Source organism: Oscillibacter sp., assembly GCF_040505565.1.
Lineage (GTDB): Bacteria > Bacillota > Clostridia > Oscillospirales > Oscillospiraceae > Oscillibacter.
In genome coordinates this window covers 171,531-197,425 of sequence record NZ_JBEUWZ010000006.1, presented here as the reverse complement: position 1 = coordinate 197,425, position 25,895 = coordinate 171,531, and the positions used below count along the sequence as shown (strand labels likewise).

The 25,895-nt window shown below is 56.6% G+C and carries 35 protein-coding genes and 1 tRNA gene; 28 read left to right on the top strand and 8 right to left on the bottom strand.

Features of this window, described 5'->3' with window-relative positions:
• Positions 1-28 precede the first annotated feature (28 nt).
• The 5 genes from ABWQ15_RS02720 to ABWQ15_RS02700 all read right to left on the bottom strand — a co-directional run bounded on the left by ABWQ15_RS02720 (position 29) and on the right by ABWQ15_RS02700 (position 3,513).
• The gene (locus tag ABWQ15_RS02720; protein WP_353907285.1) at positions 29-418 is read right to left on the bottom strand and encodes a hypothetical protein; all 390 of its coding nucleotides are present in this window, start codon (positions 416-418) and stop codon (positions 29-31) included.
• Positions 419-478: 60 nt separating this feature from the next.
• The gene (locus ABWQ15_RS02715) at positions 479-652 is read right to left on the bottom strand and encodes a FeoB-associated Cys-rich membrane protein (RefSeq protein WP_353907284.1); all 174 of its coding nucleotides are present in this window, start codon (positions 650-652) and stop codon (positions 479-481) included.
• A 148-nt stretch (positions 653-800) separates the two neighbouring features.
• A complete protein-coding gene (feoB, locus tag ABWQ15_RS02710; RefSeq protein ID WP_353907283.1) occupies positions 801-2,966 on the bottom strand; it encodes a ferrous iron transport protein B in 2,166 nt (721 codons plus the stop codon).
• A 64-nt stretch (positions 2,967-3,030) separates the two neighbouring features.
• Positions 3,031-3,252: a FeoA family protein gene (locus tag ABWQ15_RS02705; protein ID WP_353907282.1), complete on the bottom strand. Its 222-nt coding sequence runs from the start codon at positions 3,250-3,252 to the stop codon at positions 3,031-3,033.
• 48 nt (positions 3,253-3,300) lie between these two features.
• Positions 3,301-3,513 (bottom strand): FeoA family protein, encoded by a 213-nt coding sequence (locus tag ABWQ15_RS02700; RefSeq protein ID WP_353907281.1) that lies wholly within the window; start codon positions 3,511-3,513, stop codon positions 3,301-3,303.
• A 199-nt stretch (positions 3,514-3,712) separates the two neighbouring features.
• Here ABWQ15_RS02700 and ABWQ15_RS02695 point away from each other — a divergent pair, with 199 nt between their 5' ends.
• Positions 3,713-4,084, top strand: a complete 372-nt coding sequence (locus ABWQ15_RS02695) for a metal-dependent transcriptional regulator (protein WP_353907280.1) — start codon at positions 3,713-3,715, stop codon at positions 4,082-4,084.
• Positions 4,085-4,144: 60 nt separating this feature from the next.
• Here ABWQ15_RS02695 and ABWQ15_RS02690 read toward each other — a convergent pair whose 3' ends face one another.
• Both ABWQ15_RS02690 and ABWQ15_RS02685 read right to left on the bottom strand, forming a co-directional pair.
• Positions 4,145-4,648, bottom strand: coding sequence for a methyltransferase family protein (locus ABWQ15_RS02690; protein WP_353907279.1), 504 nt, complete (start codon positions 4,646-4,648; stop codon positions 4,145-4,147).
• 576 nt (positions 4,649-5,224) lie between these two features.
• A tRNA-Ala gene (locus tag ABWQ15_RS02685) sits at positions 5,225-5,300 on the bottom strand.
• A gap of 321 nt (positions 5,301-5,621) precedes the next feature.
• Here ABWQ15_RS02685 and ABWQ15_RS02680 point away from each other — a divergent pair.
• From ABWQ15_RS02680 to pgsA, 9 genes are all read left to right on the top strand, one after another.
• On the top strand, positions 5,622-6,971 hold the full coding sequence (locus ABWQ15_RS02680) for an FG-GAP repeat domain-containing protein (protein WP_353907278.1): 1,350 nt from the start codon (positions 5,622-5,624) through the stop codon (positions 6,969-6,971).
• Positions 6,972-6,997: 26 nt separating this feature from the next.
• A complete protein-coding gene (locus tag ABWQ15_RS02675) occupies positions 6,998-7,684 on the top strand; it encodes a response regulator transcription factor (protein ID WP_353907277.1) in 687 nt (228 codons plus the stop codon).
• 42 nt (positions 7,685-7,726) lie between these two features.
• Positions 7,727-9,172: a sensor histidine kinase gene (locus tag ABWQ15_RS02670; RefSeq protein ID WP_353907276.1), complete on the top strand. Its 1,446-nt coding sequence runs from the start codon at positions 7,727-7,729 to the stop codon at positions 9,170-9,172.
• 150 nt (positions 9,173-9,322) lie between these two features.
• Positions 9,323-10,288 (top strand): DUF1385 domain-containing protein, encoded by a 966-nt coding sequence (locus ABWQ15_RS02665; protein WP_353907275.1) that lies wholly within the window; start codon positions 9,323-9,325, stop codon positions 10,286-10,288.
• 28 nt (positions 10,289-10,316) lie between these two features.
• The gene (prmC, locus tag ABWQ15_RS02660; RefSeq protein ID WP_353907274.1) at positions 10,317-11,183 is read left to right on the top strand and encodes a peptide chain release factor N(5)-glutamine methyltransferase; all 867 of its coding nucleotides are present in this window, start codon (positions 10,317-10,319) and stop codon (positions 11,181-11,183) included.
• A 118-nt stretch (positions 11,184-11,301) separates the two neighbouring features.
• Complete coding sequence (gene recA, locus ABWQ15_RS02655; RefSeq protein WP_353907273.1) at positions 11,302-12,423, top strand: recombinase RecA; 1,122 nt, start codon at positions 11,302-11,304, stop codon at positions 12,421-12,423.
• On the top strand, positions 12,413-13,045 hold the full coding sequence (locus ABWQ15_RS02650; RefSeq protein WP_353907272.1) for a regulatory protein RecX: 633 nt from the start codon (positions 12,413-12,415) through the stop codon (positions 13,043-13,045). Before recA ends, ABWQ15_RS02650 begins: the two co-directional genes overlap by 11 nt.
• A gap of 49 nt (positions 13,046-13,094) precedes the next feature.
• Positions 13,095-14,411, top strand: coding sequence for a 30S ribosomal protein S12 methylthiotransferase RimO (gene rimO, locus ABWQ15_RS02645; RefSeq protein ID WP_353907271.1), 1,317 nt, complete (start codon positions 13,095-13,097; stop codon positions 14,409-14,411).
• A 6-nt stretch (positions 14,412-14,417) separates the two neighbouring features.
• The gene (pgsA, locus tag ABWQ15_RS02640; protein ID WP_353907270.1) at positions 14,418-14,939 is read left to right on the top strand and encodes a CDP-diacylglycerol--glycerol-3-phosphate 3-phosphatidyltransferase; all 522 of its coding nucleotides are present in this window, start codon (positions 14,418-14,420) and stop codon (positions 14,937-14,939) included.
• Between the two features lie 137 nt (positions 14,940-15,076).
• Here pgsA and ABWQ15_RS02635 read toward each other — a convergent pair whose 3' ends face one another.
• Positions 15,077-16,693, bottom strand: a complete 1,617-nt coding sequence (locus tag ABWQ15_RS02635; protein WP_353907269.1) for a putative manganese-dependent inorganic diphosphatase — start codon at positions 16,691-16,693, stop codon at positions 15,077-15,079.
• 607 nt (positions 16,694-17,300) lie between these two features.
• Here ABWQ15_RS02635 and rpsJ point away from each other — a divergent pair.
• The 18 genes from rpsJ to rplR all read left to right on the top strand — a co-directional run bounded on the left by rpsJ (position 17,301) and on the right by rplR (position 25,879).
• Entirely contained in the window at positions 17,301-17,612 is a 312-nt protein-coding gene (rpsJ, locus tag ABWQ15_RS02630) for a 30S ribosomal protein S10 (RefSeq protein ID WP_353907268.1), read from the top strand.
• A gap of 133 nt (positions 17,613-17,745) precedes the next feature.
• Positions 17,746-18,465 (top strand): 50S ribosomal protein L3, encoded by a 720-nt coding sequence (rplC, locus tag ABWQ15_RS02625; RefSeq protein WP_353907267.1) that lies wholly within the window; start codon positions 17,746-17,748, stop codon positions 18,463-18,465.
• A gap of 18 nt (positions 18,466-18,483) precedes the next feature.
• Positions 18,484-19,107, top strand: a complete 624-nt coding sequence (gene rplD, locus ABWQ15_RS02620; RefSeq protein WP_353907266.1) for a 50S ribosomal protein L4 — start codon at positions 18,484-18,486, stop codon at positions 19,105-19,107.
• On the top strand, positions 19,107-19,403 hold the full coding sequence (rplW, locus tag ABWQ15_RS02615) for a 50S ribosomal protein L23 (protein WP_353907265.1): 297 nt from the start codon (positions 19,107-19,109) through the stop codon (positions 19,401-19,403). Before rplD ends, rplW begins: the two co-directional genes overlap by 1 nt.
• Positions 19,404-19,438: 35 nt before the next feature.
• On the top strand, positions 19,439-20,272 hold the full coding sequence (rplB, locus tag ABWQ15_RS02610; protein ID WP_353907264.1) for a 50S ribosomal protein L2: 834 nt from the start codon (positions 19,439-19,441) through the stop codon (positions 20,270-20,272).
• A gap of 15 nt (positions 20,273-20,287) precedes the next feature.
• Positions 20,288-20,551, top strand: a complete 264-nt coding sequence (rpsS, locus tag ABWQ15_RS02605) for a 30S ribosomal protein S19 (protein WP_353907263.1) — start codon at positions 20,288-20,290, stop codon at positions 20,549-20,551.
• An 18-nt stretch (positions 20,552-20,569) separates the two neighbouring features.
• Positions 20,570-20,914, top strand: a complete 345-nt coding sequence (rplV, locus tag ABWQ15_RS02600) for a 50S ribosomal protein L22 (RefSeq protein WP_353907262.1) — start codon at positions 20,570-20,572, stop codon at positions 20,912-20,914.
• Positions 20,915-20,932: 18 nt separating this feature from the next.
• Entirely contained in the window at positions 20,933-21,988 is a 1,056-nt protein-coding gene (gene rpsC / locus ABWQ15_RS02595; RefSeq protein WP_353907261.1) for a 30S ribosomal protein S3, read from the top strand.
• Positions 21,988-22,425: a 50S ribosomal protein L16 gene (gene rplP, locus ABWQ15_RS02590; RefSeq protein WP_353907260.1), complete on the top strand. Its 438-nt coding sequence runs from the start codon at positions 21,988-21,990 to the stop codon at positions 22,423-22,425. The genes rpsC and rplP overlap by 1 nt, the downstream gene beginning before the upstream one ends.
• A gap of 1 nt (position 22,426) precedes the next feature.
• Positions 22,427-22,627, top strand: a complete 201-nt coding sequence (gene rpmC, locus ABWQ15_RS02585) for a 50S ribosomal protein L29 (protein WP_353907259.1) — start codon at positions 22,427-22,429, stop codon at positions 22,625-22,627.
• A 23-nt stretch (positions 22,628-22,650) separates the two neighbouring features.
• Positions 22,651-22,908 carry a 30S ribosomal protein S17 gene (rpsQ, locus tag ABWQ15_RS02580; protein ID WP_041615533.1) on the top strand — a complete coding sequence of 86 codons (258 nt, stop codon included), beginning with the start codon at positions 22,651-22,653 and terminating at the stop codon, positions 22,906-22,908.
• Between the two features lie 14 nt (positions 22,909-22,922).
• Entirely contained in the window at positions 22,923-23,291 is a 369-nt protein-coding gene (gene rplN, locus ABWQ15_RS02575; protein ID WP_040663505.1) for a 50S ribosomal protein L14, read from the top strand.
• A 14-nt stretch (positions 23,292-23,305) separates the two neighbouring features.
• A complete protein-coding gene (rplX, locus tag ABWQ15_RS02570; RefSeq protein WP_353907258.1) occupies positions 23,306-23,617 on the top strand; it encodes a 50S ribosomal protein L24 in 312 nt (103 codons plus the stop codon).
• A 19-nt stretch (positions 23,618-23,636) separates the two neighbouring features.
• Positions 23,637-24,176, top strand: a complete 540-nt coding sequence (gene rplE / locus ABWQ15_RS02565; protein ID WP_353907257.1) for a 50S ribosomal protein L5 — start codon at positions 23,637-23,639, stop codon at positions 24,174-24,176.
• Between the two features lie 15 nt (positions 24,177-24,191).
• Positions 24,192-24,377, top strand: coding sequence for a type Z 30S ribosomal protein S14 (locus ABWQ15_RS02560; protein ID WP_014116870.1), 186 nt, complete (start codon positions 24,192-24,194; stop codon positions 24,375-24,377).
• 168 nt (positions 24,378-24,545) lie between these two features.
• A complete protein-coding gene (gene rpsH, locus ABWQ15_RS02555; protein ID WP_353907256.1) occupies positions 24,546-24,944 on the top strand; it encodes a 30S ribosomal protein S8 in 399 nt (132 codons plus the stop codon).
• A gap of 15 nt (positions 24,945-24,959) precedes the next feature.
• Positions 24,960-25,505: a 50S ribosomal protein L6 gene (gene rplF, locus ABWQ15_RS02550; RefSeq protein WP_353907255.1), complete on the top strand. Its 546-nt coding sequence runs from the start codon at positions 24,960-24,962 to the stop codon at positions 25,503-25,505.
• Between the two features lie 14 nt (positions 25,506-25,519).
• Entirely contained in the window at positions 25,520-25,879 is a 360-nt protein-coding gene (gene rplR / locus ABWQ15_RS02545) for a 50S ribosomal protein L18 (RefSeq protein ID WP_353907254.1), read from the top strand.
• The last annotated feature ends 16 nt before the right edge of the window (positions 25,880-25,895 follow it).

Below are 25,895 nucleotides of genomic sequence, written 5' to 3'. Positions count from 1 at the left end.
CGCCGTATTTTTTGCAGCATCCGCTGAATCACTGCTCTTGTGAGCCGAGCCGCCGATAAAGTTCCCGCAGATTCTCCTCCGGCAACTCAGTAAGCACGGTACAGGCGGCGTTTCGGTAATTGGCTCCGGACGGCCCCAGAGCATTTTCAAATTGGGAGAGAAGAAACTCGAGACAGGAAACATAGCACTCGGCTTTTTCTCGGCCCAGTTCCGTCAAATGTACCGCACCGTATTTTTCCTTCGTCACCAGTCCAAAGCTGCGCAGTGTGACGATCATGGTGGTGACGCTGGGTTTGGTAACACCCAAAGCTTTCGCCACGTCGATGCAGCGCGCGCCTCTTTTTTTCGTATCCAATTCCCGGATGACCAGCAGATACCGTATGTTGGCGGCGGTCAGAGCCGGATTTCGGTTCGTCATCTCTTTCCTCCGATCAAAATATGGGAGACGCACAGATGTGCCTGTGCGTCTCCCTTTGAATCAGCGCTCCCGATGGCAGGAGCCGCGCAGAGAGCAGCCCGAGCAGTCGCAGCCACAGGAGGTCTTGCCTCTTTTCTTGTTTCGAATTAGATATGCAATGACCAGCGCCGCGATCACCAGCAAAACCAAGCACACCAGAATGGTAGCAAGATTCGCTGTAATCCAAGCCAACATAGGAAACCCCTCCTTTGGAATGACGTATGCGGTCATCCTTATTTTTTATCCGTAAAGAAGCCGATGGCAATTTTGACGCCAAGGATGAACAGAACCGCCAGAGCCGCCAAAATGGTGATGTCGGCTGCGCCCAGTGTCAGGTTTGTCGTCACCTTGTATAGGCTGCCTGCCGCTCGGACAGCCTCTCCGGATGCTGATTCGGGTCGCGGCGGAACAGCAAATAGAGCACGCCGGCCAATACCGCAAACGCAACCACCGTGGCCGCGCTGAACGCAACCTCTCCGGTCAGCAGCCCGCCGATCTGGTAGACCATCAGGGCAATGCAGTAAGCAGTAATATTCTGGAACAGGATGGCAAACCAGAAGAACTTTCGGGAGCCCATCTCACGGGACATGGTGGAGATCGCCGCAAGGCAGGGGGAATCAAACAGGTTGAAGTAGAGAAACGAGATTGCGGCGATGCTGGTGGGGAAGAAAGCCGCGAACTGTGCGTGCATGGAAACGGCGTATTCCTCTACATCGCCGAGACCGCTCAGCACGCCCATTGTGGAGACGATGCCCTCCTTGGCGACAAAACCGGAGAGAGAAGAAGCAACCGCCTGCCAGGTGCCGAAGCCGAGAGGCGCAAAGATCCAGGCAATGGCCCCGCCGATGACGGCCAGGAAACTGGATTCTGTGTCAACAAGCCCAAACACGCCGTCCTGAATGCCGAAGCTGCCGAGGAACCACATGACCACGCAGCAGAGGAACAGGATCGTACCGGCTTTTTTCAGGAACGCCCACACGCGCTCCCACACATGGAGCAGCACGCCCTTGACGGACGGGAAGTGGTACTGTGGCAGCTCCATGACAAAGGGAGCCGGCTCGCCGGAGAAGAGTCTCATTTTCTTGAGGATGATGCAGGAGATGATGACCACGGCGATACCCGAAAAGTACATCAGCGGAGCCATCCACCACGCGCCGCCCATCAGAAAGCCTGCGATCAGCGCGATTACCGGGAGCTTCGCACCGCAGGGAATGCAGGTGGTGGTGATCATGGTCATACGGCGGTCTTTTTCGTTTTCAATGGTACGGGACGCCATGATACCCGGAACGCCGCAGCCAGAGGAGATGAGAAACGGAATGAAGCTCTTGCCGGAGAGGCCGAAGCGGCGGAAGATGCGGTCCATGATGAAGGCCACCCGCGCCATGTAGCCACAGTCCTCCAGAATGGAGAGAAACAGAAACACAATGGCCATCTGGGGCGCGAAGCCGATGGGAGCCGCCAGGCCGCCGAGGATGCCGTCCACCACCAGGGAGTTGATCCAGTCGGCGGCACCGATGTTGGTGAGCCAGGTACCGACAGCGGGCTGAATCCAGGCGCCGAACAGGGTGTCGTTGGTCCAGTCGGTAACGACGGTGCCCAGCGTCGTTACCGAAATATAGTAGACAAGAAACATGATCAATGCAAAGATAGGCAGCGCCAGCCAGCGGTTTGTCACCACCCGGTCAATTTTATCGGAGGGGGACATCCTGCCGGCGTTTTTCTTTTTGTAGCAGCCCTTCAGAAGGGTGGCTATGTAGACATACCGCTCGTTCGTGATGATGCTTTCCGCGTCGTCATCCAGCTCCTGCTCAGCCGCTTTGATGTCCTGCTCAATATGATCCAGCGTTTCTTTCGGAATGTTCAGCTGTGCCAGAACTTTTTCATCACGCTCGAAAATTTTGATTGCGTACCAACGCTGCTGCTCGGCGGAAACGCCGTGCAGTTCGGCCTCCTCAATGTGGGCAATAGTGTGTTCCACCGGGCCGGAGAAGGTGTGCATCGGGATGGTCTTGGCGGACTTTGCCGCCGCGACTGCCGCTTCCGCTGCCTCCTGGATGCCGTCGCCTTTTAAGGCGGAGATCTCAATAATTTTGCAGCCAAGCTCTCGGCTGAGCTCCTGAATATTGATCTGATCGCCGTTTTTGCGGACGATGTCCATCATATTTATGGCGATCACCACCGGAATGCCCAGCTCGGTGAGCTGAGTGGTCAGGTACAGATTCCGCTCCAGGTTTGTTCCGTCCACGATGTTCAGCACCGCGTGGGGCCGCTCCGTGACGAGATAGTTTCTTGAAACGACTTCCTCCAGCGTGTAAGGCGATAGCGAATAAATACCGGGAAGGTCCTCAATAATCACATCGTCATGCTTTTTGAGTTTGCCTTCCTTTTTCTCTACCGTGACGCCCGGCCAGTTGCCCACATACTGGTTGGAACCGGTCAGCGCGTTGAATAGTGTCGTCTTGCCGCTGTTGGGGTTTCCCGCAAGGGCAATTTTAATTTCCTTACCCATGATTCCTCTCCTTTTTAGTTAGAGTTATCTAATTGGATGCGCTTAAAAAATGGAGCTGCCTCCATCACTCGACTTCAATGCTTTCCGCCTCGGTTTTACGAATCGAGAGTTCGTAGCTCCGTACGGTCACCTCCACCGGATCGCCCAGGGGCGCCACCTTACGGATATAGACGTCCACGCCCTTCGTGATGCCCATATCCATAATGCGGCGCTTGAGCGCGCCTTCGCCGTGAAGCTTCACGACCCGGACGGTCTCGCCAATCTTTGCCTGCTTCAGCGTTTTCATTCACTGCTCCTCCTTCATTATTTCGATCATCTGTTTCCCGGACGGAAATCAGATCATGATTTTACCGGCCATTTCGCGGCTGATGGCCACGCGGGACTCCTTGACGTTGACGATCAGATTTCCTCCGATGGTGGAAACCACCGTCACATTTCCCCCGGCGACGAACCCCATATCCTCCAGATGCTTTTTCGTCTCTGGATTTCCTCCGACCTTGCGGATCATGTTCTCTTCGCCTGCGTTTGCCAGTGTAAGCGGCATCATGATTCCTCCCTCCATATACGTTCACTGCTAGTTAGTCTATGATAACTAAAACCCAAAACAAAATGGTTAAATCTCTCTAACCATTAATAGTTTAACGCCTCTAACCGAACTTGTCAACCCCTCAGCGGAAAACCTTGCGTTTTTGGTTAGAGTGTGTTAACCTGTACTTAATTTGCCAGGAAAGTTGGTGCAGCTTGCCATGAAGATACAGAAAGCAGCCGAGGATTATTTGGAAGCGATGCTCATGATGAAGGAAAAACACGGTTTTATCCGTTCCATCGATGTGGCGGAGCAACTGGGCGTGACCAAGCCCAGCGTCTCCTATACAACGAAGCGCCTGCGGGAAAACGGATATATCACGATGGACAAAGAAGGACTCATCACGCTGACTGATTCCGGTATGGAAATTGCGAGTCGTATGTATGAGCGTCATAAGCTGCTGACCGAATTCTTCATAGCTCTCGGCGTCGATGAAAAGACTGCCAGAGAGGACGCCTGCAAGGTGGAGCACGACCTGAGTGAAAAGACCTTCGACGCCATCTGCCGCCACGCGAAACGCGGCTTTGAATAATCTAGCGCGCAAGATAGCGCTTCAAACAGGCCATGGCTTTTGTCATGGACTGTTTTTTCGTCAGCGGTGTTTTTTCAGCCTCGGAATACAGCGCGGCACCCTTCGGCAATAGTCACGGTAGACCTGCCCATACTGCCGGAGCAGCCATTTTTCCTCGGTGGCCTTCATCAGGAGCGTCAGGAACAGCCAGTAGGCAACGGGGAGCACAAGCAGCCACAGATTTCCCGCAATAAGCAGCGCGCCGGAGCAGAGAAATAGAAACGCCGAGTAGATCGGATTGCGAGCATGGGCATAAACTCCCCCGGTGACGAGGCAATTTTCCGCGATGCCCCGGTCGATCTTTGCCCCGAAAAAGGCCGCGGCCCACAGTCCTGTGCCCGCAAGGATGATAAGTACCCCGACTATAGCCAGCGGCAGGCGAAAGGCTCCGGCATTTGCAGTGGGCAGCGAGCCCGTCTTTGCGAGAATGATCGCGGCTGCGGTCAGCGCGAGGATGAGACCGACATAGAGCGGGCCTACGCCCATAAAAGGCAGATGTTCTCTTCCAGCTGGTGTCTGACGCATGTTTAATCCATTTCTTGCCAAGGTCTGATTCACGGTATCTGACGGCGCCATTGTCTGTGATTCGGCAGAGGGGAAGTCCGTCCAGAAAAACGGGCATAAGGCCATCTGTGGGCGGCGGCGCATCAAAGCCGTTTCGTCGCAGGGCGATGCCGATCTCCGTAAAAAAGTCAGTCCTATTTTTTGAATCATTCTGTTTTATTCCGTTCACTCCTTAATTGCATTTTGATAAAATAAAAGGGCCAACATTCTTTGTAGAATGTTGGCCCTGAGCATCCTATTATACTTCTGGGAAGAAGCTCGATTTTTCTTGATGTTGTAATACTTTCCGCAAATTTAGATGCGAACCGAGCGCAGGGTATGGTTCGCAACTTCTAAGGCTTTGGGGCTATTTTGCCTCAGCATTTTACGGGTGGCTCTTAAGTCAATTCTTGCCCTCTTTTTCACATGGGAAAATAGGATGCGAACCGGGCGGGGTCAATTTTACGAAAAAGCGTGGAAAAGGAAGGTTCGCAGGCCCTCAAAATCCTCAAAAAAGTTATAAAAAAGCCGCAAAATCTTATGATTTTGCGGCTTTCGTGGTGGAGACGAAGAGGATCGAACTCTCGACCTTACGGATGCGAACCGTACGCTCTCCCAGCTGAGCTACGCCCCCATATTGTAGAACTGGATCAATAAAATTTGCTTTGCAAGTGCGGCCAAACCGCAGCCTCCGACTAAAAAGTTCAGCATAGCAAGAAATATACTGGGCTTTAGAGACAAATGATATTATAACATGATTTTTAAAAATGTAAAGTGCAATTTTGAGAAAACTCTTCCAAAACGCCACCGACGACTTGGCAGAACATGAACAGCAGGTAAATTGTGTAAGAAAACACAAAAATACTACCAAACCCAAAAAAGTTATGGTATACTTCAAAGATTGGAATAAGAAGTCCCGGCGTCCGTCCGGGACAGCGAAAGGAAAGAGGACGCGTTGAAAAAGAAGATTGGGCGGACAGCCGCGCTGACCCTCTTGTCAGCACTCTGCCTCTTTTTGAGCGGCTGTGCCGGATTAAGACTGGGGACGGTGGAGGATCTTTACTGTCTGCCGAGCCTTCCCGGTGAATATCAGGATCTTGAGACCAGCATCAACGCTCTGATCGAAGATGGAGCCGAATATGCCGCGCCGTCATCTGGCTCCAATATCCAGCCGGTGCAGCTGGTGGATCTGGACGGAGACGGACAGGAGGAAGCTCTGGCGTTTATGCGCAAGCCCTCTGAGGAAAAGCCACTGAAAATCTATATTTTCAGTGCAAAAAGCGGCAGGTATCAGCAGTCTGCGGTGATTGAAGGAAGCGGCAGCGCAATTTTCAGTATTGTATACAGCGATTTGGACGGCGATGGACACATAGAGCTGGTGGTGGGGTGGAAGACTGCCTCCGAGATGCAGGCGCTGTCCATTTATACCCTGCGAAACGGCCAGCCGGAAGAGCTGCTACGCACTACCTACGTCAAATACGCTTTGACCGATCTGGACGGCGACGGCCACAACGAACTGGTGACCTTCCACGCCGACACCGAGGGAATGGGTATTGCGGAGATGTACACCTGGCAGGATGGGACCATTGCGCTGGAATCCTCGTCCAAGATATCCGTTACCATGGCGGAACTGAGCAATCTTGGACGGGTTGTGACCGGTGCCATTCAGGACGGAACACCGGCGCTATTCGTAGTGGGCGTGGTGGATTCCTCCACGGAGGTTACAGACATTTTGGTGGCGCGGGATGGGGGACTGAGTAATATCGTACTGTCCAGCATAACCGGCACATCCACGGAGGTGGCCCGGTTTTTGTCGCTGTATCCCACGGACATTAACGGCGACAAGTCCACAGAGGTGCCGGTGCCGGTTCTGCTGGCGGGGTCAAACGAAACCCAGAATTATTACCGCATCGAGTGGCGGGGCTATGATGCCACGGGTAAGCCCACACGGGTGGAGTCCACCTACCACGATGTGGAAGATGGCTGGTATCTGGTGCTTCCGGAGAGCTGGCGGGATCAGGTGCTGGTGCAGCGGGAGCCCGACGCAGAGGAGTCCACGGTGACCTTTTCTTACCGCGACGGAACCGAGCTTCGGGAGTTTCTGAAAATCAGTGCCATCACTGGCGACAGCCGAGAGATCAAGGCTGTCCGGGGCGGACGGTTCATTCTCAGCCGCCGGGCTGAGACAATTTACTCTGCGGAACTGCTGGATTCCAACAACTCATGGCTGTCCGGCATGACGGAGGACCAACTGCGCGCCGCTTTCGGCCTGATCACGGCGGAGTGGTTGGCAGGCGACAACTAAACCACTGAGAAGGGACGGAGGCATTCATGAAAAAAGTTCTGGTGCTGGAGGACGAGTCCAGTATCCGCAGTTTTATTGTCATCAATCTGCGCCGGGCGGGATACGACGCCATTGAAGCGGAGACTGGCGAGGAAGCGCTGGAGCGGCTGCGGGAAAACCCGGATACCACGGTGGCGCTGCTGGACATCATGCTGCCGGGTATTGATGGTTTTGAGGTCTGCCGCCGGATTCGGGCCACCAATACGAAGATCGGCATTATCATGCTGACTGCCCGGACTCAGGAGATGGATAAGGTGACGGGCCTGATGACCGGGGCGGACGACTATGTGACAAAGCCGTTCTCTCCGGCGGAGCTGACCGCCCGGGTGGACGCGCTGTTCCGCCGGGCGGGAGGCGAGGAGCCAACCCCTGCGGGGGAACTGAACCAGCCGCCTTTTCTGCTGAATACCCGCAATCGGACACTGGAGAAAAACGGGCAGCGGATAAAGCTGACTCAGGTGGAGTATTCCATTGTGAAGATGTTCATGGAGAACCCCGGGAAGGCTTTGAGCCGGGAGGAAATCCTGGATACGGTCTGGGGCCGGGATTATTTCGCGGAGCTGAAGATCGTGGATGTGAATATCCGGCGTCTTCGCTTGAAAATTGAAGACGATGTGACAAATCCGGCGTTTATCACGACGGTTTGGGGATACGGGTACAAGTGGGGTCTTTAAAAGCGAGACACCGGTAAAACACGAAAAAGAGGACGGAGAGCAATGCCGAAGACGGGCAGTGACAAGCAAAAAAAATATCTGCACATCAGCGGACTGCGCCAGAGATGGATCATCAATACCATTATGCCGGTATTTGTCCTGCTGGTGCTGGTCGTGACGCTGTTTTCCGCCGGCGTTGCCAGCTATTACTACAGCGGAATGCAGCGGGGGATGGAGATTCGGGTCCAGGACGCCGCGGACTCCTTCAACAGCTACTTTATGAACAGCTACACCGAGTATTATCAGATGGCGGTGTACTACACGGATTCCTTTGATGACAAGGACCGCATTGAGCTGCAGTTTATCAGCCCCAGCGGCCGCATTCAGGCGTCCAGCTATGGACTTACCGTGGGAACCTCTCCCCGGACTTCCGATATCGAGGACGCGGTCTCCTCGGGAAAAAAGGCCGTGTTTCAGGGAAAGGACCCCGCCACAGGGGAGAGTATCCTCTCTGTTGCCTACCCACTGATGTTTAATGACCGGGTGGTGGGCGTTATGCGGCTGGTGACGGCGCTGCGGGCCGTGAACCGGCAAGTGATGCTGGCGGTGTTGGCGGTGTTCTTGATTGCGGTGGCCTGCATGGCCATGGTGATGATATCCAATCTGCTGTTTATCAACCGGGTTGTGGAGCCGGTGGCGGTTGTGTCCAACGCGGTGAAACGGATTTCCGCCGGAGGCTACGGAATCCAGATCGAGAACCGGTATACCGACGAGCTGGCGGGCTTGGTGGATAATATCAACGATATGTCTTTGAAAATCGGCCAGAACGAAAAGATGAAGACCGAATTCATCTCCTCTGTCTCTCACGAACTTCGCACGCCCCTCACCGCCATCAACGGCTGGGGCGAAACAATTTTGGCGGACCCCTCCGGCGACCCGGAGCAGATGAGAAAGGGCATCCGCATTATCCTGCGGGAGGCCCGGCGGCTGAGCACCATGGTGGAGGAGCTGCTGGAGTTTTCCAAGATGGAGGACGGGCGCTTTACCCTGCGGGTGGAATCGGACGTAGATCTTCAAAGCGAGTTTGAGGACGCCATCTTCACCTATCGGGAACTGTTCCGTCAGGAGGGAATCGAACTGGAATACGAAACCGCCGACGAGGAAATGCCTCCCATCTCTGCGGACCCGGAGAGGCTGAAGCAGGTGTTTTGTAATGTGCTGGACAACGCGGCTAAGCACGGCGGCTCCGGCAAGCGGATTGCTGCTTCTGTTACCGTGGAGAACGAATATGAGGTGGTCCGGGTGCGGGACTTTGGCCCCGGTATTCCGGAAGCGGAGCTGCCCTTCATAAAACAGAAATTTTACAAGGGCTCCTCCAAGGCCCGGGGAAGCGGTATCGGTCTTGCTGTGTGCGATGAAATCGTCACGCTGCACAACGGCAAATTTGCAATTGCCAACGCCGATGGCGGCGGAACGGTGGTCACCATCCGTCTGCCCATGGGAAATTGAAAAAACCGCCTTCGCGCCGCGCCGTCCCTGGGCGGCCGGCGCGCGGGCGTTTGTGCTGTGCGGGAAAAACGTGGGCAGCCAAATTAAAGTAGAACAAATGTTGCATATCAGTATATTCTGTGCTAAACTGAGCAATAGAAAGGAACACACATGGCAGAAAACAACTCCCGCGCCTTCCGTACCAGCATCGGCGGACAGGCGCTGATTGAGGGGATCTTGATGCGCGGACCGGAAAAGCAGGCCATCGTCGTACGGGACAAGGACGGGAATCTGGTGGAAAAGACGGAGGAACTCCACCTCGTCAAGGAGCGGCACCCGGCTCTGGGCTGGCCGCTTGTGCGGGGCACTGTGAATTTCCTGGACTCCATGATAAAGGGCGTAAAGGCCCTGATGTACTCCGCGGATTTTTACCCGGAGGACGAGACGGCCAAGCCGTCCAAATTCGACCTGTGGCTGGAAAAGCATCTTTCCAGCAAAAAGTTGGAGGGGGCTCTGGTGGCGGTGGCCACCACGCTGGGCGTGGGCATGTCGGTGCTGCTCTTCTTGGTGTTGCCCACGTTTATCACCGGAGGTATCCTGCACTTTTTACCCGGGTTCCCCTTGTGGGGGCGCAACGTGGTGGAGGGCGTTTTGAAGATCGCCATCTTTATGATCTACCTGATCGCCTGCTCCAAAATGAAGGACATCTACCGGGTGTTTCAGTATCACGGCGCGGAGCATAAGACCATCTTCTGCTATGAAGCAGGCCTTCCGCTGACGGTGGAGAACGTACGGATCCAGCCCCGGCATCATCCCCGCTGCGGCACGAGCTTTCTGTTCGTGGTGATTTTCGTGTCCATTCTGGTGTCCTCCGCGGTGTTTGGCATCTGGCCGATCACCAACGTGTGGCTGCGGACGCTGGTGCATCTGCTGCTGCTGCCCCTGGTGGTGGGCATCACCTATGAGTTCAACCGGTGGGTGGGACGCAGTAACTCCGGCCTTGCCCATATGTTGACCGCCCCGGGCATGTGGATGCAGAATTTCACCACCAACGAGCCGGACGACTCCATGATCGAGTGCGCCATTCGCTCATTGGAGCTGGTCCTGCCCGACAAAAAGGGACAGGACGCATGGTAATAGCAGCTTTTGAAAAGGGTGAAGAGGCGTGACCACGACCTATAACAATTTATATTTGGACATCCGGGCGGGATTAAAGGCCGCGGGGGTGGAGATGGCGACGTTGGAGGCCCGGGAGCTTACGTGCTTTGCCACCGGAAAGAGTCGGGAGGAACTGGTCCGGGACGGGGCGCTGTACGCCTCGCCGGAACTGGAGCAGCGAGCTCGCGATCTGCTGAAGCGGCGGCTTGCGGGAGAACCGGTGGCATACCTGATCGGCGAGTGGGAATTTTTCGGACTGCCGCTGGACATCTCCGCCGACGTTCTGATTCCCCGCACAGACACGGAGGTACTGGCGTCTGAGGCCATTGATTTTTGTCGGACACTGGGAGAGTGCCGGGTGCTGGACCTGTGCGCCGGGAGCGGCTGCGTGGGGCTGGCGCTTGCCAGCCGGGTACAGCAGGCCCGAGTGATACTGGGTGAGGTGAGTGAGGCGGCACTGAAGATATGCCGCCAGAATGTACGGCGTACCGGCCTTTCCGGCCGGGTGGTCTCCATGCAGATCGACGCGCGCCAAAAGCCCTCGCCTGCGCTGGGGGAGTTTGGGTGCATCGTGTCTAACCCCCCCTACATACCCGCAGGAGACATCGGTACGCTGGACCCGGCGGTGCGGGACTATGAGCCCCATCTGGCGTTGGACGGCGGGGAGGACGGGCTGGATTTCTACCGCGATATTGTGGAGAAATGGCGCCAGGCGCTGTCACTCGGTGGACGGCTGTATTTTGAGGTGGGCATCGGTCAGGCGGACAGCGTTTTGCGGATTATGCGCGCCGCAGGTTTCGGGGATATTCAGGTGGTGAAGGATACCCGGGGCATTCCACGCGTCGTGTTTGGAACGCTGTGTTCGGCGGTTTGAGCCGTGCTCGGACAAGCGGCGGAGATTGGAAAAGACTGGCCCACACCTGATTTTTGGAGTTTTATCCGAACCCAAGAAGATATAAGGGAACTGCCTGAAAAACAAGGAGGAAGAAAGCATGGCAAAAGATAAAGCGGCAGCGTCCTCGCTGCCGGACAAGAAAGCGGAGCCGGCGTCGGATAAGGAGCAGGCCATCAAGACCGCCATTTCCCAGATTGAAAAAGCCTATGGAAAGGGGTCCATCATGCGTTTGGGGGACCGGGCCAATCTGGAGATCGACACCATCCCCACCGGGTCGCTGTCGCTGGATCTGGCGTTGGGGATCGGGGGCATTCCCAAGGGCCGCGTCATTGAAATCTACGGACCGGAGTCCTCAGGCAAGACAACTCTGGCCCTCCATATAGTGGCTCAGGCCCAGAAAAAAGGCGGTGAGGCGGCCTTTGTGGACGCGGAGCACGCGCTGGACCCCTCTTATGCCAGGGCGCTGGGCGTGGACATTGACAATATGCTGATTTCTCAGCCGGACACCGGTGAGCAGGCTTTGGAAATCACCGAGGCGCTGGTGCGATCCGGCGCCATCGACGTGGTGGTGGTGGACAGCGTGGCCGCCCTGGTGCCCCGGGCGGAGATCGAGGGCGACATGGGCGACAGCTATGTGGGCCTTCAGGCGCGGCTGATGAGCCAGGCCCTGCGAAAGCTCACCGGCGCCATCGGAAAGACCAACTGCATCGTCATTTTCATCAACCAGCTGCGGGAAAAGGTGGGCGTCGTATACGGAAACCCCGAGGTCACCACCGGCGGCCGCGCCCTGAAGTTTTATGCTTCTATCCGTATCGACGTACGCCGGATCGAGGGTCTTAAAAACGGCACGGAGATCATCGGAAACCGCACCCGCGCCAAAGTGGTGAAAAATAAAATGGCTCCCCCGTTCCGGGAGGCCGAATTCGACATCATGTACGGCGAGGGTATCTCGCGCTACGGCGAACTGGTCGATCTGGGCGTGAAACTGGACCTGGTGCAGAAGTCCGGGTCCTGGTTTTCCATGGGTGAGACCCGGATCGGCCAGGGCCGGGACGCCGCAAAAAACTATTTGCGGGACAATCCGGAAGTGGCGGAGCAGCTGGACGGGGATATCCGCAAGAATTTCGACAAGCTGCTGACCGGCCAGTCCCGCGTTGCCGCCAAGGCCGCGGGTCGGGCGGTAGATGTGGACGCCGACGATTTCAACGATGAAAATTGACCGTCTGGAGCGGTCAAAGCATGTTTGCGGCCGCATCCTGGTGTTTTTGGAGGATGGGTCTTTTCTGAAAGTCACGGAGCAGGAGCTGCTGGACTTTGGCCTCCGGGCCGGGGACGAATTGAACAGCCAGACTCTGGAGTGCCTGAAAAGCGCGGCCTCCGGCTCTGACACAAAGGCCAAGGCCGCGGCGCTGATCGGGCGGCGGGCCATGTCCCGCCGGGATTTGGAGCAGAAATTGACGGAAAAGGGAGCCTCTCAGACGGAGGCGCGGTACGCCGCCGAGTGGCTGGAGGCCATCGGCGCACTGAACGACGCGGAGTATGCCGCGCTGCTGGTACGGCACTGCGCAAATCTGGGGTATGGCCCCGGCCGCTATCGGGACGAACTCTACAGGCATGGCATCCACCGGGACCTGTGGGAGGAGGCTATGGACGCCGCCCCGAACCCGGCGGAGCTGATCGGAGCATATCTTCGGGACCGTTTCCGCAAGGGCCCGCCGGACGAACGGGAGCGCAGGCGCGCCGCCGACGCTTTGGCTCGCCGGGGCTTTGGCTGGAGCGACGTAAAGGCGGGGCTTGCAAAGTGGGCGGATTTTTCAGAAGAGGATGGAGGCCGCCTTTGAAAACAGCACGGCCCCAAAGAATCAAAATCCGAGCATTGGAGGAAGTATTTTGAGTTACAGTGTTGCGTTTATCTCTCTTGGCTGCGCGAAAAATCAGGTGAACTGCGAACAGATGATGTCCACCGTGACGGCGGCGGGACACACCGTTGCCGCCGATCCGGACGGAGCGGATGTGGCGGTTGTGAACACCTGCGGCTTTTTGGCCTCCGCCTGCGAAGAGGCAATTGACCATATTTTGCAGATGTCTGAGCTGAAAAAAGAGGGAAGACTAAAAAAAATCCTCGTGACCGGCTGCATGGCCCAGCGGTATCAGGAGGATGTGCTGGACGAACTGCCCGAAGTGGACGGCATTCTGGGAACCGGCAGCTATACCGATGTTGCCACTGCCGTGGACGCGGTGATGGCAGGAGAGCGGCCCTGCCGCTTCGGCAGTATCCACACGGCAGAGCAGGAGGGGAACCGGATTTTGTCCACGCCGCCTTGGTATGCGTACCTGCGCATTGCGGAGGGCTGCGATAATCACTGCGCCTACTGCGTGATTCCCTCCCTGCGGGGCAAGTACCGCAGCCGCCCCCTGGAACATCTGTTGGAAGAAGCCCGGAGTCTTGCGGACCGGGGCGTAAAGGAACTGATCGTCATTGCGCAGGATATCACCCGATATGGAACAGACCTGACGGGGAAGCACGAGCTGGCCCACCTCCTACGGGAGCTGTGCAAGCTGGACTTCCACTGGATCCGACTTCACTATCTCTATCCCGACGAAATCACCGAGGAGCTGATTGACACCATCGCGGCGGAGCCGAAGATTTTAAAGTATATTGATCTTCCCATCCAGCACTGCAACGACGAGATCCTAAAGGCCATGAATCGCCGGGATACCAAGGCGGAGCTTACGGAACTGCTGGGAAAGCTGCGAGAGAGGATTCCCAGCCTGGTGCTGCGCACCAGCATCATTGCGGGCCTGCCGCTGGAGGACAGCGCGGCTTTTGAGGAGCTGTGCGAGTTCCTGCGGGAGACGAAAATTGAGCGGGCGGGCGTGTTTCCGTTTTCTCCGGAGGATGGGACTCTGGCCGCAAAAATGGATCACGTGGACGCGGAGGAGACCCGGCGTAGGGCGGAACTTTTGGTGGATGTGCAGTCCGATGTGATCGACGGGTATAACGAATCTGTTCTGGGTACGGTTCGGGAAGTGCTGTGCGAGGGCTTTGATTCTCAGACCCAGCTTTACTACGGACGCAGCTTTTCAGAGTCCCCCGACATCGACGGGCGCATCTGGTTTCAGGCGGATCAGGTCCAGCCGGGGACATTTATCAACATCCGTCTCACGGGAACCATGGACGGCGAGCTGACCGGAGAAAAGGAGTGAGACCCCGTGAATTTGCCCAATAAGCTGACGGTCCTGCGTATTTTGCTGATTTCCGTGTTTATGGTTGTGCTGTACTGGGACTTTCCCGGTGCGAATTACGTGGCGCTGGTCATTTTCATTCTTGCCAGCCTGACCGATCTGCTGGACGGAAAGATTGCCCGGGCCAGAAATCTGGTTACGGACTTCGGAAAGTTTGCGGACCCTCTGGCGGACAAGATGCTGGTCACCGCAGCTATGCTCTGGTTTGTGGAAATCGGGCTGATGCCCGCATGGGCACTGCTGATCGTCATATGCCGGGAGTTTGCCGTCAGCGGGTTGAGGATGCTGGCGTCCGACGCGGGGCGGGTCATCGCTGCCGGGTGGTCCGGTAAGGTAAAGACCGCTTCCACCATGGTCTGTGTGGTGCTGATGTTCTTGCCCATCCCGGCGGTGGTGAACGCCGTTTGCGTGTGGGTGATCGTACTGACCACTTTATACTCCGGCGTGGAGTATTTCATGAAAAACAAGGACGTGTTTCAGTCCATGTGAGAAAAGGCCCCGGACTCTTTCGACGCCGTCGAAAGAGTCCGGGGCCTTTTGTTTCGGCTCTATGCCAGTCCCGCTTTAAAGAACCGACGTTCTATTTCCCGGGAAAATAAAATTTAAAAACTGTGGCACCGGAGAAATTAACCCCATAGGGCAGACAGCGCCGGAATGACCTGCTTTTTCCGCGACATGACATGGGGGAGAAAAACGCTGCCATTCTCCGTTTTGCAGTTAAACGCCTGCTGGATAGTCTGCTCGTCGCCCGCGAAAAACAGGCGGCTGCCCTCCTGCAGCACATCGGTCAGCATCAGGGCCACCAGATCGTAGTGCTTGTCGGTACGCAGCTGGTGCAGGGCTTGAACCAGTTCGTCTTTCCGGGCAAGCATGTGCACGGAGTCCGTACAGGTGATTTGGGAGATACCCAGATCGTGTCCGGCGATATGGAATTCCTTGAAATCCGTCATCAGCAGCTCCTCCGCCGAGTGGTTTTCACCGTTGGAGACGGAGAAGATCATGTGTCCCAGTTCATCGAGAGAAATTTTGGCAATGCGGGCCATGCGGTTTGCCATGTCAATGTCCCGTTGGGTGCAGGTGGGGGACTTGAACATGACGGTGTCGGACAAAATTGCCGCGGCCATCATCCCCGCCATCTTTTCCGAGGGCATCAGGCCTCGGTCCTGATACATGCCGGCCACGATCGTGGTGGTGCTGCCCACAGGCTCGTTGCGGACGTAGATAGGATTGCCGGTCTGGATGTCGGCCAGACGGTGGTGGTCGATGATCTCCAGAATGTCCGCCTGCTCCAGCCCCCGGACGGCCTGGGACATCTCGTTGTGATCCACCAGAACCAGCCGTTTGCGCGTTGGACGCAGCAGGTGAAAGCGGGACAGAGTGCCCACTACCTGCTCGTTTTCGTCTAAAATGGGATAGCAGCGGAAACGGCTCTTCAAAACGGTTTCCCGTACGTCGTCGATATAATCCTCCAGGTGGAAGGAAACCAGATCGGCCGTTTTGCAGATGCGGCTGACCGGCAGCGAGTGGCAGATCAAGCGAACCGTGCGATAAGCATCAAAGGGCGTGGTGATCAGGCAGGTTTCTGTCTTCAGTGCCCGCAGCTCCTCGCTGACCTCCGACTGGCAGACAATCAGGCACTGGACGCCCAGCTCCAGCGCGTAGCGGATCATATCCGGCTGATCGCCGCAGATCACAATGCTGTTTTTGTTATCAAACAACAGATTTTTGCAAGAGGCGGGCAGAGCGATGGTCACCTCACCGGAGACACTGTCAACCTGCTCTCCGGCTTTATTGAGGACCTTTCCCTCAATGACGGAGAGTAGGTTGTACAGCGGAATGTTGCTGATCTGGGGATTGCGGACGGAGGACATGTCATAGGCCGCGATGTCTCCTGCGGAGAGCATTCCGAACAGAGTCCCATCCTCGTTGGTGACGGGGATGGCGGAGATATTGGTGTCCTGATGAATGACGTGCCACGCCCGGCTGATGGTGACGCCGGAGTTCAACAGGGGAGGGGTGTCATATTTCAAGTCGCATACCTGGGTCCGCACGTTCTTGAGCAGCATGGGGGCGGTAAAGTGGAAACGGTCCAAAACGGCCTGCGTTTCGTCGTTTACCCGACCCAGACACGCCGCCGTGTACTCCCGGTTCCCCAAAGAATTCCGCAGGGCGGCATAGGCCATGGCGGAGACAATGGAATCCGTGTCGGGATTGCGGTGCCCAGTAACATAAATGGTGTCCATGCAAATATGTTCCTTTCACTTTGCGGGCGGGTTGGCCCACCTCAATTCATAATAGAATTATTGTACTATATCCCCCTGAACGTTACAAGGAAAACAACACGTAATATTTAATAAAAAATTTTTGCAAGCGACGTAAAAAACTGAAAAACTGAACGGACCTTGCTGTGGGTATGCTGAAAGAGAAAAGGGGTATACATTTATTATAATGCCTATGCGCTGAAACCTTGGGCAGATCAATCCGCAAGAAAGCGGAAATAAAAAAGCAAAAATATAAAATTCCCCTTGACATTGGGCCGAATATTTTGTAATATAGATAAGCGCGCATAAGGCGAACTATGTCTGAAAACGCGCAACTGCGATGAACCGGGAGATTGCGAGGGTAACTTCGGTAACTTCCGGGGAGTATGTCCGATGATCGGGCGGCTGAGAAGGAATCTGCACGTTGCGTAGATCACTGCGCCATGTTTGGATACCGGCCGTATTGCGCCGGTATTTTTCATGAGTCAGAATGATACGCACGGATAAGCGTACAGAAAAACTTCCCGCCGTACACAGTTTTCGGAATGTCACACAAAAAACTATGTACGAAATTCAGGAGGAAACAGTTATGGCACAAAAGCAAATGATTCGCATTCGTCTGAAGGCCTATGACCACCAGGTCATCGACCAGAGCGCAGAGAAGATCGTCGAGACCGCCAAGCGCACTGGCGCCGAGGTTTCCGGCCCCATTCCTCTGCCTACCCGGAAAGAGATCATCACCATTCTGCGCGCCGTCCACAAGTACAAGGACAGCCGCGAGCAGTTTGAGCGCCGCACCCACAAGCGCCTCATCGACATCACCCACTCCACTCCCAAGACGGTGGAAGCACTGATGGCGCTGGAGCTGCCCGCGGGCGTTGAGATTGAGATCAAACTGTAAGGCGTCTCTTCCGTATTTAATTTCGTTGCTCACCCAATGTCTGCCAACTTGCGGGGCGGACGGGTCACGTCGGCAGAGCAATGCGGCCTGAGCCGTATCTAAGTCGACCAATAACCTTTAAGGAGGAACATACATGAAAGCAATCATCGGCAAAAAGGTCGGCATGAGCCAGATCTTTGATGAAAACGGTCACGTGATTCCCGTTACTGTGATCGAAGCCGGCCCCTGCGTCGTCACGATGAAGAAGACCGCTGAGAAGGACGGTTACGAGTCTGTCCAGATGGGCTTTGAAGACGTGCCCGAGCGGAAGCTCAACAAGCCCGAGATGGGCCATTTGACCAAAGCGGGCGTCACTCCTAAGAAGCACCTGCGGGAGTTCAAGCTGGAGAACGCCGCCGAGTTGAACGTGGGCGACCTTGTCAAGGCCGACACCTTTAAGACCGGCGACTTTGTAGACGTGACTGGCACCAGCAAGGGCCACGGCTACGCCGGCGTTATCAAGCGCTGGGGCGCCCAGCGTACCCCCACCACCCACGGCGGCGGCCCTGTTCACCGTCACGCGGGCTCCATGGGCTCTTCTTCCGATCCCTCCAGAATCTTCAAGGGCAAGATCGGCGCCGGTCACATGGGCGTGGATCAGGTGACCGTGCAGAACCTGAGCGTCGTGAAGGTGGACCCCGAACTGAATATGTTGGTGGTCTGCGGTGCCGTTCCCGGCCCCAAGGGCAGCCTTGTCACTGTGAAGACCACTGTGAAGACTCACCGCGCCAAGAACTTGGAGACCGGCATCAGCAACAACCCGCAGAAGGCTTCCGGCCGCAACCCGCAGAAGGCTTCCGCAAGAAAAAAGTAAGAAAGGGGTGCTTAGAATATGCCTAATGTTGAAGTTTTGAATATGTCCGGCGCGAAAGTCGGCGAAGTTACTCTGAGCGATGCCGTCTTCGGCGTCGAGCCGAATGAGGCCGTTGTACACGAGGCCGTGAAGAACCACCTCGCCAACTGCCGGCAGGGTACCCAGAGCGCCCTGACCCGCGCCGAAGTTTCCGGCGGCGGCAGAAAGCCCTGGCGTCAGAAGGGCACCGGCCACGCCCGTCAGGGTTCCACTCGTTCTCCCCAGTGGACGCACGGCGGCATTGTGTTTGCCCCGAAGCCCCGGGATTACAGCTACGTCATGAACAAGAAGATCAAGCGCCTGGCGCTCAAGTCTGTTTTGTCTGCCAAGGCTGCGGACGGCGAGATTATCGTGGTGGACTCTATTAAGATGGATGCCATCAAGACCGCCGACTTCCGCAAGTTCCTGGACGCCGTCAAGGCTGACGGCAAGGCCATGGTAGTCATCCCTGAGAAGGATGACGTCGTTGTCAAGAGTGCCCGGAATATTCCCGGTGTCTCCACTACCACCGCCACTATCTTGAGCGTCTATGACATTTTAAATGCCAAAAAGCTGGTCATTGACCAGACCGCGCTCACCAAAATCGAGGAGGTGTTCGCATAATGGCTACCAGTTACGACATCATCATTCGCCCGATTATCACCGAGCGCGCCATGTCCAGTGCCTCCGACAAGAAGTATGTTTTCGAAGTCGCCAAAGACGCGGGCAAGGTCGAGATCAAGAAGGCTGTTGAGCAGATCTTCGGCGTCAAGGTCAAGAGCGTCAACACGCTGACCGTTCCCGGCAAGGAGAAGCGTCAGGGTGCAGGCCGCCCCGGCATGACTAAGACCTGGAAAAAAGCCTATGTCCAGCTGAGTGACGAATCCAAGGCCATCGAATTCTTCGAGGGTATGGTCTAAGACCGGAACTGATTAAACTGAAGGAGTGTTAAGCGATGTCTATTAAATCTTATAAGCCGACGACGCCTTCCAGAAGACAGATGACGGTCTCCGGTTTCGACGGCATTGATAAGAAAGCCAAGCCTGAGCCCAGCCTCATCGAGTCTCTGAAGAAGTCCTCCGGCCGCAACAGCTACGGCCACATTACTGTCCGCCACCGCGGCGGCGGAAATAAGCGCAAGTACCGCATCATCGACTTCAAGCGCGACAAGCAGGGAACTGCCACCGTTCTGCGTCTGGAGTACGACCCCAACCGCAGCGCCAACATCGCCCTGATCCAGTATGAGGACGGCGAGAAGCGCTACATTCTGGCTCCGGTGGGCATGAAGGCCGGCCATAAGATCATGACCGGCCCTGACGCCGATATTCTGCCGGGCAATGCGCTGCCCATTGAAAAGGTGCCCGTGGGCACCATCATCCACAACATCGAGCTCCATCCCGGCAACGGCGCCCAGTTGGTGCGCTCCGCCGGAACTGCCGCTCAGCTGATGGCCAAGGAGGGCGGCGACGCTCAGATCCGTATGCCCTCCGGAGAAGTCCGGATCGTACGGACCAACTGCCTTGTCACGATCGGTCAGGTGGGCAACATCGAGCACGAGAACATCAACATCGGCAAGGCCGGCCGCAAGCGCCACATGGGTTGGCGTCCCACGGTCCGCGGCTCTGTCATGAACCCCAACGACCACCCCCACGGTGGCGGCGAGGGCCGCGCGCCTGTCGGCCGTCCCGGCCCGGTGACGCCTTGGGGCAAGCCCGCCATGGGTTACAAGACCCGCAAGGGCAAGAATCCGACCAGCAAGTTTATCGTCAAGCGTCGGAATGAGAAGTAAGGAGGCAAGTAGAATATGAGCAGATCTGTCAAAAAAGGCCCGTATGTTGCCCCGGAGCTTCTCAAGCGGGTCGAGGAAATGAACAAGAAGAACGAAAAGCAGGTACTGAAGACCTGGAGCCGCAGCTCCACCATCTTCCCTGCGTTCGTTGGCCACACCATTGCCGTCCATGACGGCCGGAAGCATGTACCCGTCTATGTCCAGGAGGATATGGTCGGCCACAAGCTGGGTGAGTTCGCTCCCACCCGGACCTTCCGCGGCCACGCCAAGAAAGACTGATAAAGGAGGATGCGAAATATGGAAAACAAAGAAGCCAAAGCATATCTGCGCTATGTCCGCATCGCTCCCCGTAAGATTCAGATCGTCTGCGATCTGATCCGCGGCAAGGACGTGGGCACCGCCATGGCAATTCTGATGCAGACCCCCAAGGCGGCCTCTGAGCCTCTTGTGAAGCTTCTCAAGAGCGCTGCCGCCAATGCGGAGAATAACTTCGCCATGGACCCCAGCAAGCTGTACGTCAGCGAGGTTTTTGCAACACCCGGCCCCATCCTGAAGCGGATGATGCCCCGGGCGCAGGGCCGCTCGTTCCGCATCAATAAAAGAAGCTCACACGTCACGCTGGCCGTGGCGGAAAAGGCATAAGAGGGAGGAAGCAGTTTTATGGGACAGAAGGTTAATCCCCACGGCATGCGCGTGGGCGTCATCAAAGACTGGGATTCCCGTTGGTATGCCAGTGATGAGAAGGTCGGCGATCTGATCGTCGAGGATCAGAAGATCCGCAAGTATTTGAAGAAGATCCTGTACGGCGCAGGGATTCCCAAGATCGAGATCGAGCGCAGCAGTGATGTGGTCACCATTTTCCTGCACTGCGCCCGTCCGGGTGTGGTCATCGGCAAAGGCGGCGAGCAGATCGAGCAGTATCGTCTGACCGTTGAGAAGATGATCGGCAAGAAAGTAAAGCTGAACATCGTCGAGGTCCGTACTCCCGACATGGACGCACAGCTGGTGGCCGAGAACATTGCCCAGCAGTTGGAGAAGCGTATCTCCCACCGCCGTGCCATGAAGAATGCCATGGCCCGCGCTATGCGCGCCGGCGCCAAGGGCATCAAGTGCTGCTGCTCCGGGCGTCTGGGCGGCCGCGAAATTGCCGGCGTTGAGCATTATCACGAGGGTACCATCCCCCTGCAGACCATCCGCGCCGACATTGACTATGGTTTTGCGGAGGCTGCCACCACCTTTGGCCGCATCGGCGTGAAGGTTTGGGTGTATAAGGGAGAGGTCCTTGCGCAGACCCTGCGTACCACTCCCCGCACGATGGATACCACGAAGCCCTATCAGGAGCGTCGTGAGCGTCGTCCCCGTCGGGATGGCGACTTCCATGGCGGCGACCGTCGTCCCGGCGGTTTTAACCGCGGCGGTCAGGGCGGCGGCCAGAGCGGCGGCTTCAATCGCGGCCCCGCAGGCCAGAGCGGCGGTGGATTCAACCGCGGCCCCGCAGGCCAGAGCGGCGGCTTCAATCGCGGCCCCGCGGGCCAGAGCGGCGGATTCAACCGCGGTCCCGCAGGCCAGAGCGGCGGCTTCAATCGCGGCCCCGCAGGCCAGGGCGGCTTCAACCGTGCGCCGCAGGGCGGCTTCAACCGTACCAATACCACCCCTCGTCCGGCGGCTGCCCCCGCGGCTCCCGCTGAACCCAAGAAGGAAGGAGGAGCTGAATAATGCTTCTGCCCAAGAGAGTTAAGTATCGCCGTGTGCATCGTGGCCGCATGACCGGTAAGGCCAGCCGCGGAAACACGGTCACATACGGTGAGTTCGGCCTCGAGGCTCTGGAGCCCGGCTGGATCACCAGCAACCAGATCGAAGCAGCCCGTATCGCCATGACTCGCTATACCAAGCGCGGCGGTCAAGTCTGGATCAAGATCTTCCCCGACAAGCCCGTAACCAAGAAGCCCGCCGATACCCGTATGGGTTCCGGTAAAGGTTCCCCCGAGTTTTGGGTTGCAGTTGTGAAGCCCGGCCGTATCATGTTTGAGATCGCCGGTGTTCCCGAAGAGACCGCCCGTGAGGCCCTGCGTCTGGCCAGCCACAAGCTGCCCATCAAGACGAAGCTGGCCGTCCGCGAGGCTGCTTCGGAGGCTCAGGAAGCAGGTGAGTAAGATGAAGGCAAGTGAAGTTCGCAAGATGAATGCCGCGCAGCTCAACGAGAAGCTGACCGGATTGAAAAAGGATCTATTTTTCCTGCGTATGCAGCACGCCACCAATCAGCTTGACAATCCCCTGAAGATCCAGGAGACCAAGCATGACATTGCCCGAGTCAAGACCGTGTTGCGGGAGCTTCAGGCTTCCGAGAAACAGTAAGGAGGTAAGTGAACATGAGTGAAATGGTGAGAACTTCCTCCCGGAAGACCAGAATCGGCAAGGTCGTGTCCGATAAGATGGACAAGACCGTGGTTGTGGCGATTGAGGACCGCGTGGCCCATCCTCTGTATAAGAAGATTGTCGGCCGCACCTACAAGCTGAAGGCCCACGACGAGGAAAACGCCTGCGGCATTGGCGATAAAGTGAAGGTAATGGAGACCCGCCCCCTCAGCAAGGACAAGCGTTGGCGCGTGGTCGAAATTATTGAAAAAGCGAAGTAAGGAGGTGCCGAGTTATGATCCAACAGGAAAGTTATTTGAAGGTTGCCGATAATACCGGCGCCAAGGAGATCAAGTGCATCCGTGTTCTAGGCGGCTCCACCCGTAAGTTCGGCAATATCGGCGACGTCATTGTGGCGTCTGTCCGCAAGGCCCAGCCCGGTGGTACCGTGAAGAAGGGTGAAGTGGTCAAGGCCGTCATCGTCCGCAGCGCCAAGGGCGTCCGCCGTAACGACGGTACCTATGTCCGCTTCGACGACAACGCCGCCGTCCTCATCAAGGACGACCAGAATCCCAGAGGAACCCGTATCTTTGGGCCGGTTGCACGCGAGCTGCGCGACAAGGATTATATGAAGATCCTGTCCCTGGCTCCCGAAGTGATTTGAGGAGGACGCCTGATATGTCTATGAATGTCAAAAAGGGCGACACCGTGGTCGTTCTCTCCGGCAAGGACCGGGGCAAGCAGGGTAAGGTCATGGGCAGTGTGCCCAAGACCAGCAAGGTCGTTGTGGAAGGCATTAACATGGTGACCTGCCACGTCAAGCCTCGCAAGCAGGGCGAGACCGGCGGCATCGTCAAGCGTGAGGCGGCAATCGCCTCCAGCAAGGTGCAGGTGGTGTGCCCCAAGTGCAACAAGGGCACTCGCGTTGCCCACAAGATCGAAAACGGCAAGAGCGTCCGCGTGTGCAAGCACTGCGGCGCCGCGCTGTGAGAAAGGGGAGTAGACGAGTATGGCAAGACTGAAGGAAAAGTACACCGCCGAAGTCGCTCCCGCGCTCATGAAGCAGTTTAGCTACAAGAGCGTCATGCAGATCCCCAAAATCGACAAGGTTGTTGTGAATGTGGGTTGCGGCGAGGCTCGTGAGAATTCCAAGGTTCTGGAAAACGTGGTGGGCGACATGGCCAAGATTACCGGCCAGAAGCCCATTATCACCAAGGCCCGCAAGTCCATCGCAAACTTCAAGCTCCGTGAGGAAATGCCCATCGGTGCAAAGGTAACCCTCCGCGGCGCAAAGATGTGGGAGTTCCTGGACCGCCTGTTTAACGTGGCTTTACCCCGTGTCCGTGATTTTCAGGGCATCAACCCCAACTCCTTTGACGGGCGCGGCAACTATGCCTTGGGTGTCAAGGAACAGCTGATCTTCCCTGAGATCGAGTATGACAAGATCGACAAGATCCGCGGTATGGATGTGGTCATCTGCACTACCGCACGGACCGACGAGGAAGCCCGCGCCCTGCTGGAGCAGGTCGGCGCTCCCTTCGCCAAGTAAGAAAGGAAGAGAAGAATGGCTAAGAAGTCCATGATTTTGAAGCAGCAGGCTCCCGCGAAGTTCTCTTCCCGGAAGTACAACCGCTGCAAGATCTGCGGTCGCCCCCATGCATATCTCCGGGACTACGGCGTCTGCCGTATCTGCTTCCGTGAGCTGGCTTATAAGGGCGAGATTCCCGGCGTTCGGAAGGCGTCTTTCTAAGACTGCCCCGGCAAGACTTTGTAACTTCGGGCGGAAGCGCCCTAGTTAAAGGATGGCGAAAGGTCACTGTGAATTGGGCACCACGCCATAGCGGAATGCTCCATTCATAGTGATACCTCGCTGCTTGAACGGTCAAGGACCGTAACTCTAAAATAGGAGGATTTATCCATGCATATCACAGATCCGGTTGCGGATATGCTGACCCGCATCCGCAACGCCAACAGTGCAAAGCACGACACCGTTGATGTCCCCGCCTCCAACATGAAAAAGAGCATTGCTCAGATTCTGCTGGATGAGGGTTACATTAAGAACTTCCAGATGGTGGAAGACGGCCTTCAGGGTGTGCTTCACATCACCCTGAAGTACAACGCCGGCAAGGAGAAGGTCATAACTGGTCTTCGCCGTGTCAGCAAGCCCGGACTGCGCGTCTATGTGGGCGCCGAAGAGCTGCCCCGCGTGCTCCGCGGCTTGGGTATCGCGATCATTTCCACGTCTAGGGGCGTCATGACCGACAAGAAGGCCCGCGAAGCCCATGTCGGCGGCGAAGTCCTGGCGTTCGTATGGTAAGGAGGGTATTGAATCATGTCTAGAATCGGCAGAATGCCCATTACCGTTCCCGCCGACGTTAACGTCAACGTGGCCGAAGGTAATGTGGTCACCGTCAAGGGTCCCAAGGGTATGCTTACCCGGGCTCTGCGTCCCGAAATGATCATTAAGCAGGACGGCAACACGATCACCGTGGACCGTCCCTCCGAGGATAAGCTGCACAAGTCTCTGCATGGTCTGACCCGCACCCTGCTCCACAATATGGTGGAGGGCGTGACCCATGAGTTCGCCAAGGAGCTTGAGGTCAACGGCGTGGGTTACCGTGTCGTCAAGGAGGGCAAAAACCTGGTCATGAACCTTGGTTTTTCCCATCAGGTGATCGTTTCCGAGATCGAGGGCATCACAATTGATGTTCCCGCTCCCAATAAAATCATTATTCGTGGCTGCGACAAGCAGGCTGTGGGTCAGTTTGCTGCAGAGGTCCGCGAGAAGCGTCCTCCCGAGCCCTATAAGGGCAAGGGTATCAAGTATGCTGACGAGGTCATCCGCCGCAAGGTCGGTAAGACCGGTGCCAAGAAGTAAGGAGGTGTGCCGAAATGATTAAAAAGCCGAATACCAATGCCCAGCGCATGAAGCGCCACAAGAGAGTGCGTTCCAAGATCTCCGGCACTGCCGCTGCTCCCCGTCTGAACGTGTTCCGTAGCGAGGCCAATATCTATGCCCAGATTATCGACGATGTGAAGGGCGAGACCTTGGTCGCCGCTTCTTCCCTGGATAAAGAGATCGCCGGTTACGGCGGCAATATCGCTGCCGCCTCCGCCGTGGGTAAGCTCCTTGCTGAGCGCGCCAAGGCGAAGGAAATTGAAAACGTGGTCTTTGACCGCGGCGGTTATCTGTACCACGGCCGTGTTCAGGCACTGGCCGACGGCGCCCGCGAGGGCGGCCTGAAGTTTTGATCGGAGGAGGTAAACA

Coding starts and splice junctions, on each gene's coding strand:
- rplB (WP_353907264.1), top strand. CDS start 19,439: ATGTCTATTAAATCTTATAAGCCGACGACGCCTTCCAGAAGACAGATG.
- ABWQ15_RS02670 (WP_353907276.1), top strand. CDS start 7,727: ATGCCGAAGACGGGCAGTGACAAGCAAAAAAAATATCTGCACATCAGC.
- rplE (WP_353907257.1), top strand. CDS start 23,637: ATGGCAAGACTGAAGGAAAAGTACACCGCCGAAGTCGCTCCCGCGCTC.
- rplW (WP_353907265.1), top strand. CDS start 19,107: ATGGCTACCAGTTACGACATCATCATTCGCCCGATTATCACCGAGCGC.
- rplN (WP_040663505.1), top strand. CDS start 22,923: ATGATCCAACAGGAAAGTTATTTGAAGGTTGCCGATAATACCGGCGCC.
- recA (WP_353907273.1), top strand. CDS start 11,302: ATGGCAAAAGATAAAGCGGCAGCGTCCTCGCTGCCGGACAAGAAAGCG.
- rpsH (WP_353907256.1), top strand. CDS start 24,546: ATGCATATCACAGATCCGGTTGCGGATATGCTGACCCGCATCCGCAAC.
- rpsJ (WP_353907268.1), top strand. CDS start 17,301: ATGGCACAAAAGCAAATGATTCGCATTCGTCTGAAGGCCTATGACCAC.
- ABWQ15_RS02705 (WP_353907282.1), bottom strand. CDS start 3,252: ATGAAAACGCTGAAGCAGGCAAAGATTGGCGAGACCGTCCGGGTCGTG.
- rplC (WP_353907267.1), top strand. CDS start 17,746: ATGAAAGCAATCATCGGCAAAAAGGTCGGCATGAGCCAGATCTTTGAT.
- rplX (WP_353907258.1), top strand. CDS start 23,306: ATGTCTATGAATGTCAAAAAGGGCGACACCGTGGTCGTTCTCTCCGGC.
- rplV (WP_353907262.1), top strand. CDS start 20,570: ATGGAAAACAAAGAAGCCAAAGCATATCTGCGCTATGTCCGCATCGCT.
- ABWQ15_RS02700 (WP_353907281.1), bottom strand. CDS start 3,513: ATGATGCCGCTTACACTGGCAAACGCAGGCGAAGAGAACATGATCCGC.
- rpsS (WP_353907263.1), top strand. CDS start 20,288: ATGAGCAGATCTGTCAAAAAAGGCCCGTATGTTGCCCCGGAGCTTCTC.
- ABWQ15_RS02690 (WP_353907279.1), bottom strand. CDS start 4,648: ATGCGTCAGACACCAGCTGGAAGAGAACATCTGCCTTTTATGGGCGTA.
- ABWQ15_RS02675 (WP_353907277.1), top strand. CDS start 6,998: ATGAAAAAAGTTCTGGTGCTGGAGGACGAGTCCAGTATCCGCAGTTTT.
- ABWQ15_RS02715 (WP_353907284.1), bottom strand. CDS start 652: ATGTTGGCTTGGATTACAGCGAATCTTGCTACCATTCTGGTGTGCTTG.
- rpsC (WP_353907261.1), top strand. CDS start 20,933: ATGGGACAGAAGGTTAATCCCCACGGCATGCGCGTGGGCGTCATCAAA.
- feoB (WP_353907283.1), bottom strand. CDS start 2,966: ATGGGTAAGGAAATTAAAATTGCCCTTGCGGGAAACCCCAACAGCGGC.
- rplF (WP_353907255.1), top strand. CDS start 24,960: ATGTCTAGAATCGGCAGAATGCCCATTACCGTTCCCGCCGACGTTAAC.
- rplD (WP_353907266.1), top strand. CDS start 18,484: ATGCCTAATGTTGAAGTTTTGAATATGTCCGGCGCGAAAGTCGGCGAA.
- rpmC (WP_353907259.1), top strand. CDS start 22,427: ATGAAGGCAAGTGAAGTTCGCAAGATGAATGCCGCGCAGCTCAACGAG.
- ABWQ15_RS02665 (WP_353907275.1), top strand. CDS start 9,323: ATGGCAGAAAACAACTCCCGCGCCTTCCGTACCAGCATCGGCGGACAG.
- rpsQ (WP_041615533.1), top strand. CDS start 22,651: ATGGTGAGAACTTCCTCCCGGAAGACCAGAATCGGCAAGGTCGTGTCC.
- ABWQ15_RS02650 (WP_353907272.1), top strand. CDS start 12,413: ATGAAAATTGACCGTCTGGAGCGGTCAAAGCATGTTTGCGGCCGCATC.
- ABWQ15_RS02720 (WP_353907285.1), bottom strand. CDS start 418: ATGACGAACCGAAATCCGGCTCTGACCGCCGCCAACATACGGTATCTG.
- rplR (WP_353907254.1), top strand. CDS start 25,520: ATGATTAAAAAGCCGAATACCAATGCCCAGCGCATGAAGCGCCACAAG.
- ABWQ15_RS02695 (WP_353907280.1), top strand. CDS start 3,713: ATGAAGATACAGAAAGCAGCCGAGGATTATTTGGAAGCGATGCTCATG.
- ABWQ15_RS02635 (WP_353907269.1), bottom strand. CDS start 16,693: ATGGACACCATTTATGTTACTGGGCACCGCAATCCCGACACGGATTCC.
- rplP (WP_353907260.1), top strand. CDS start 21,988: ATGCTTCTGCCCAAGAGAGTTAAGTATCGCCGTGTGCATCGTGGCCGC.
- ABWQ15_RS02560 (WP_014116870.1), top strand. CDS start 24,192: ATGGCTAAGAAGTCCATGATTTTGAAGCAGCAGGCTCCCGCGAAGTTC.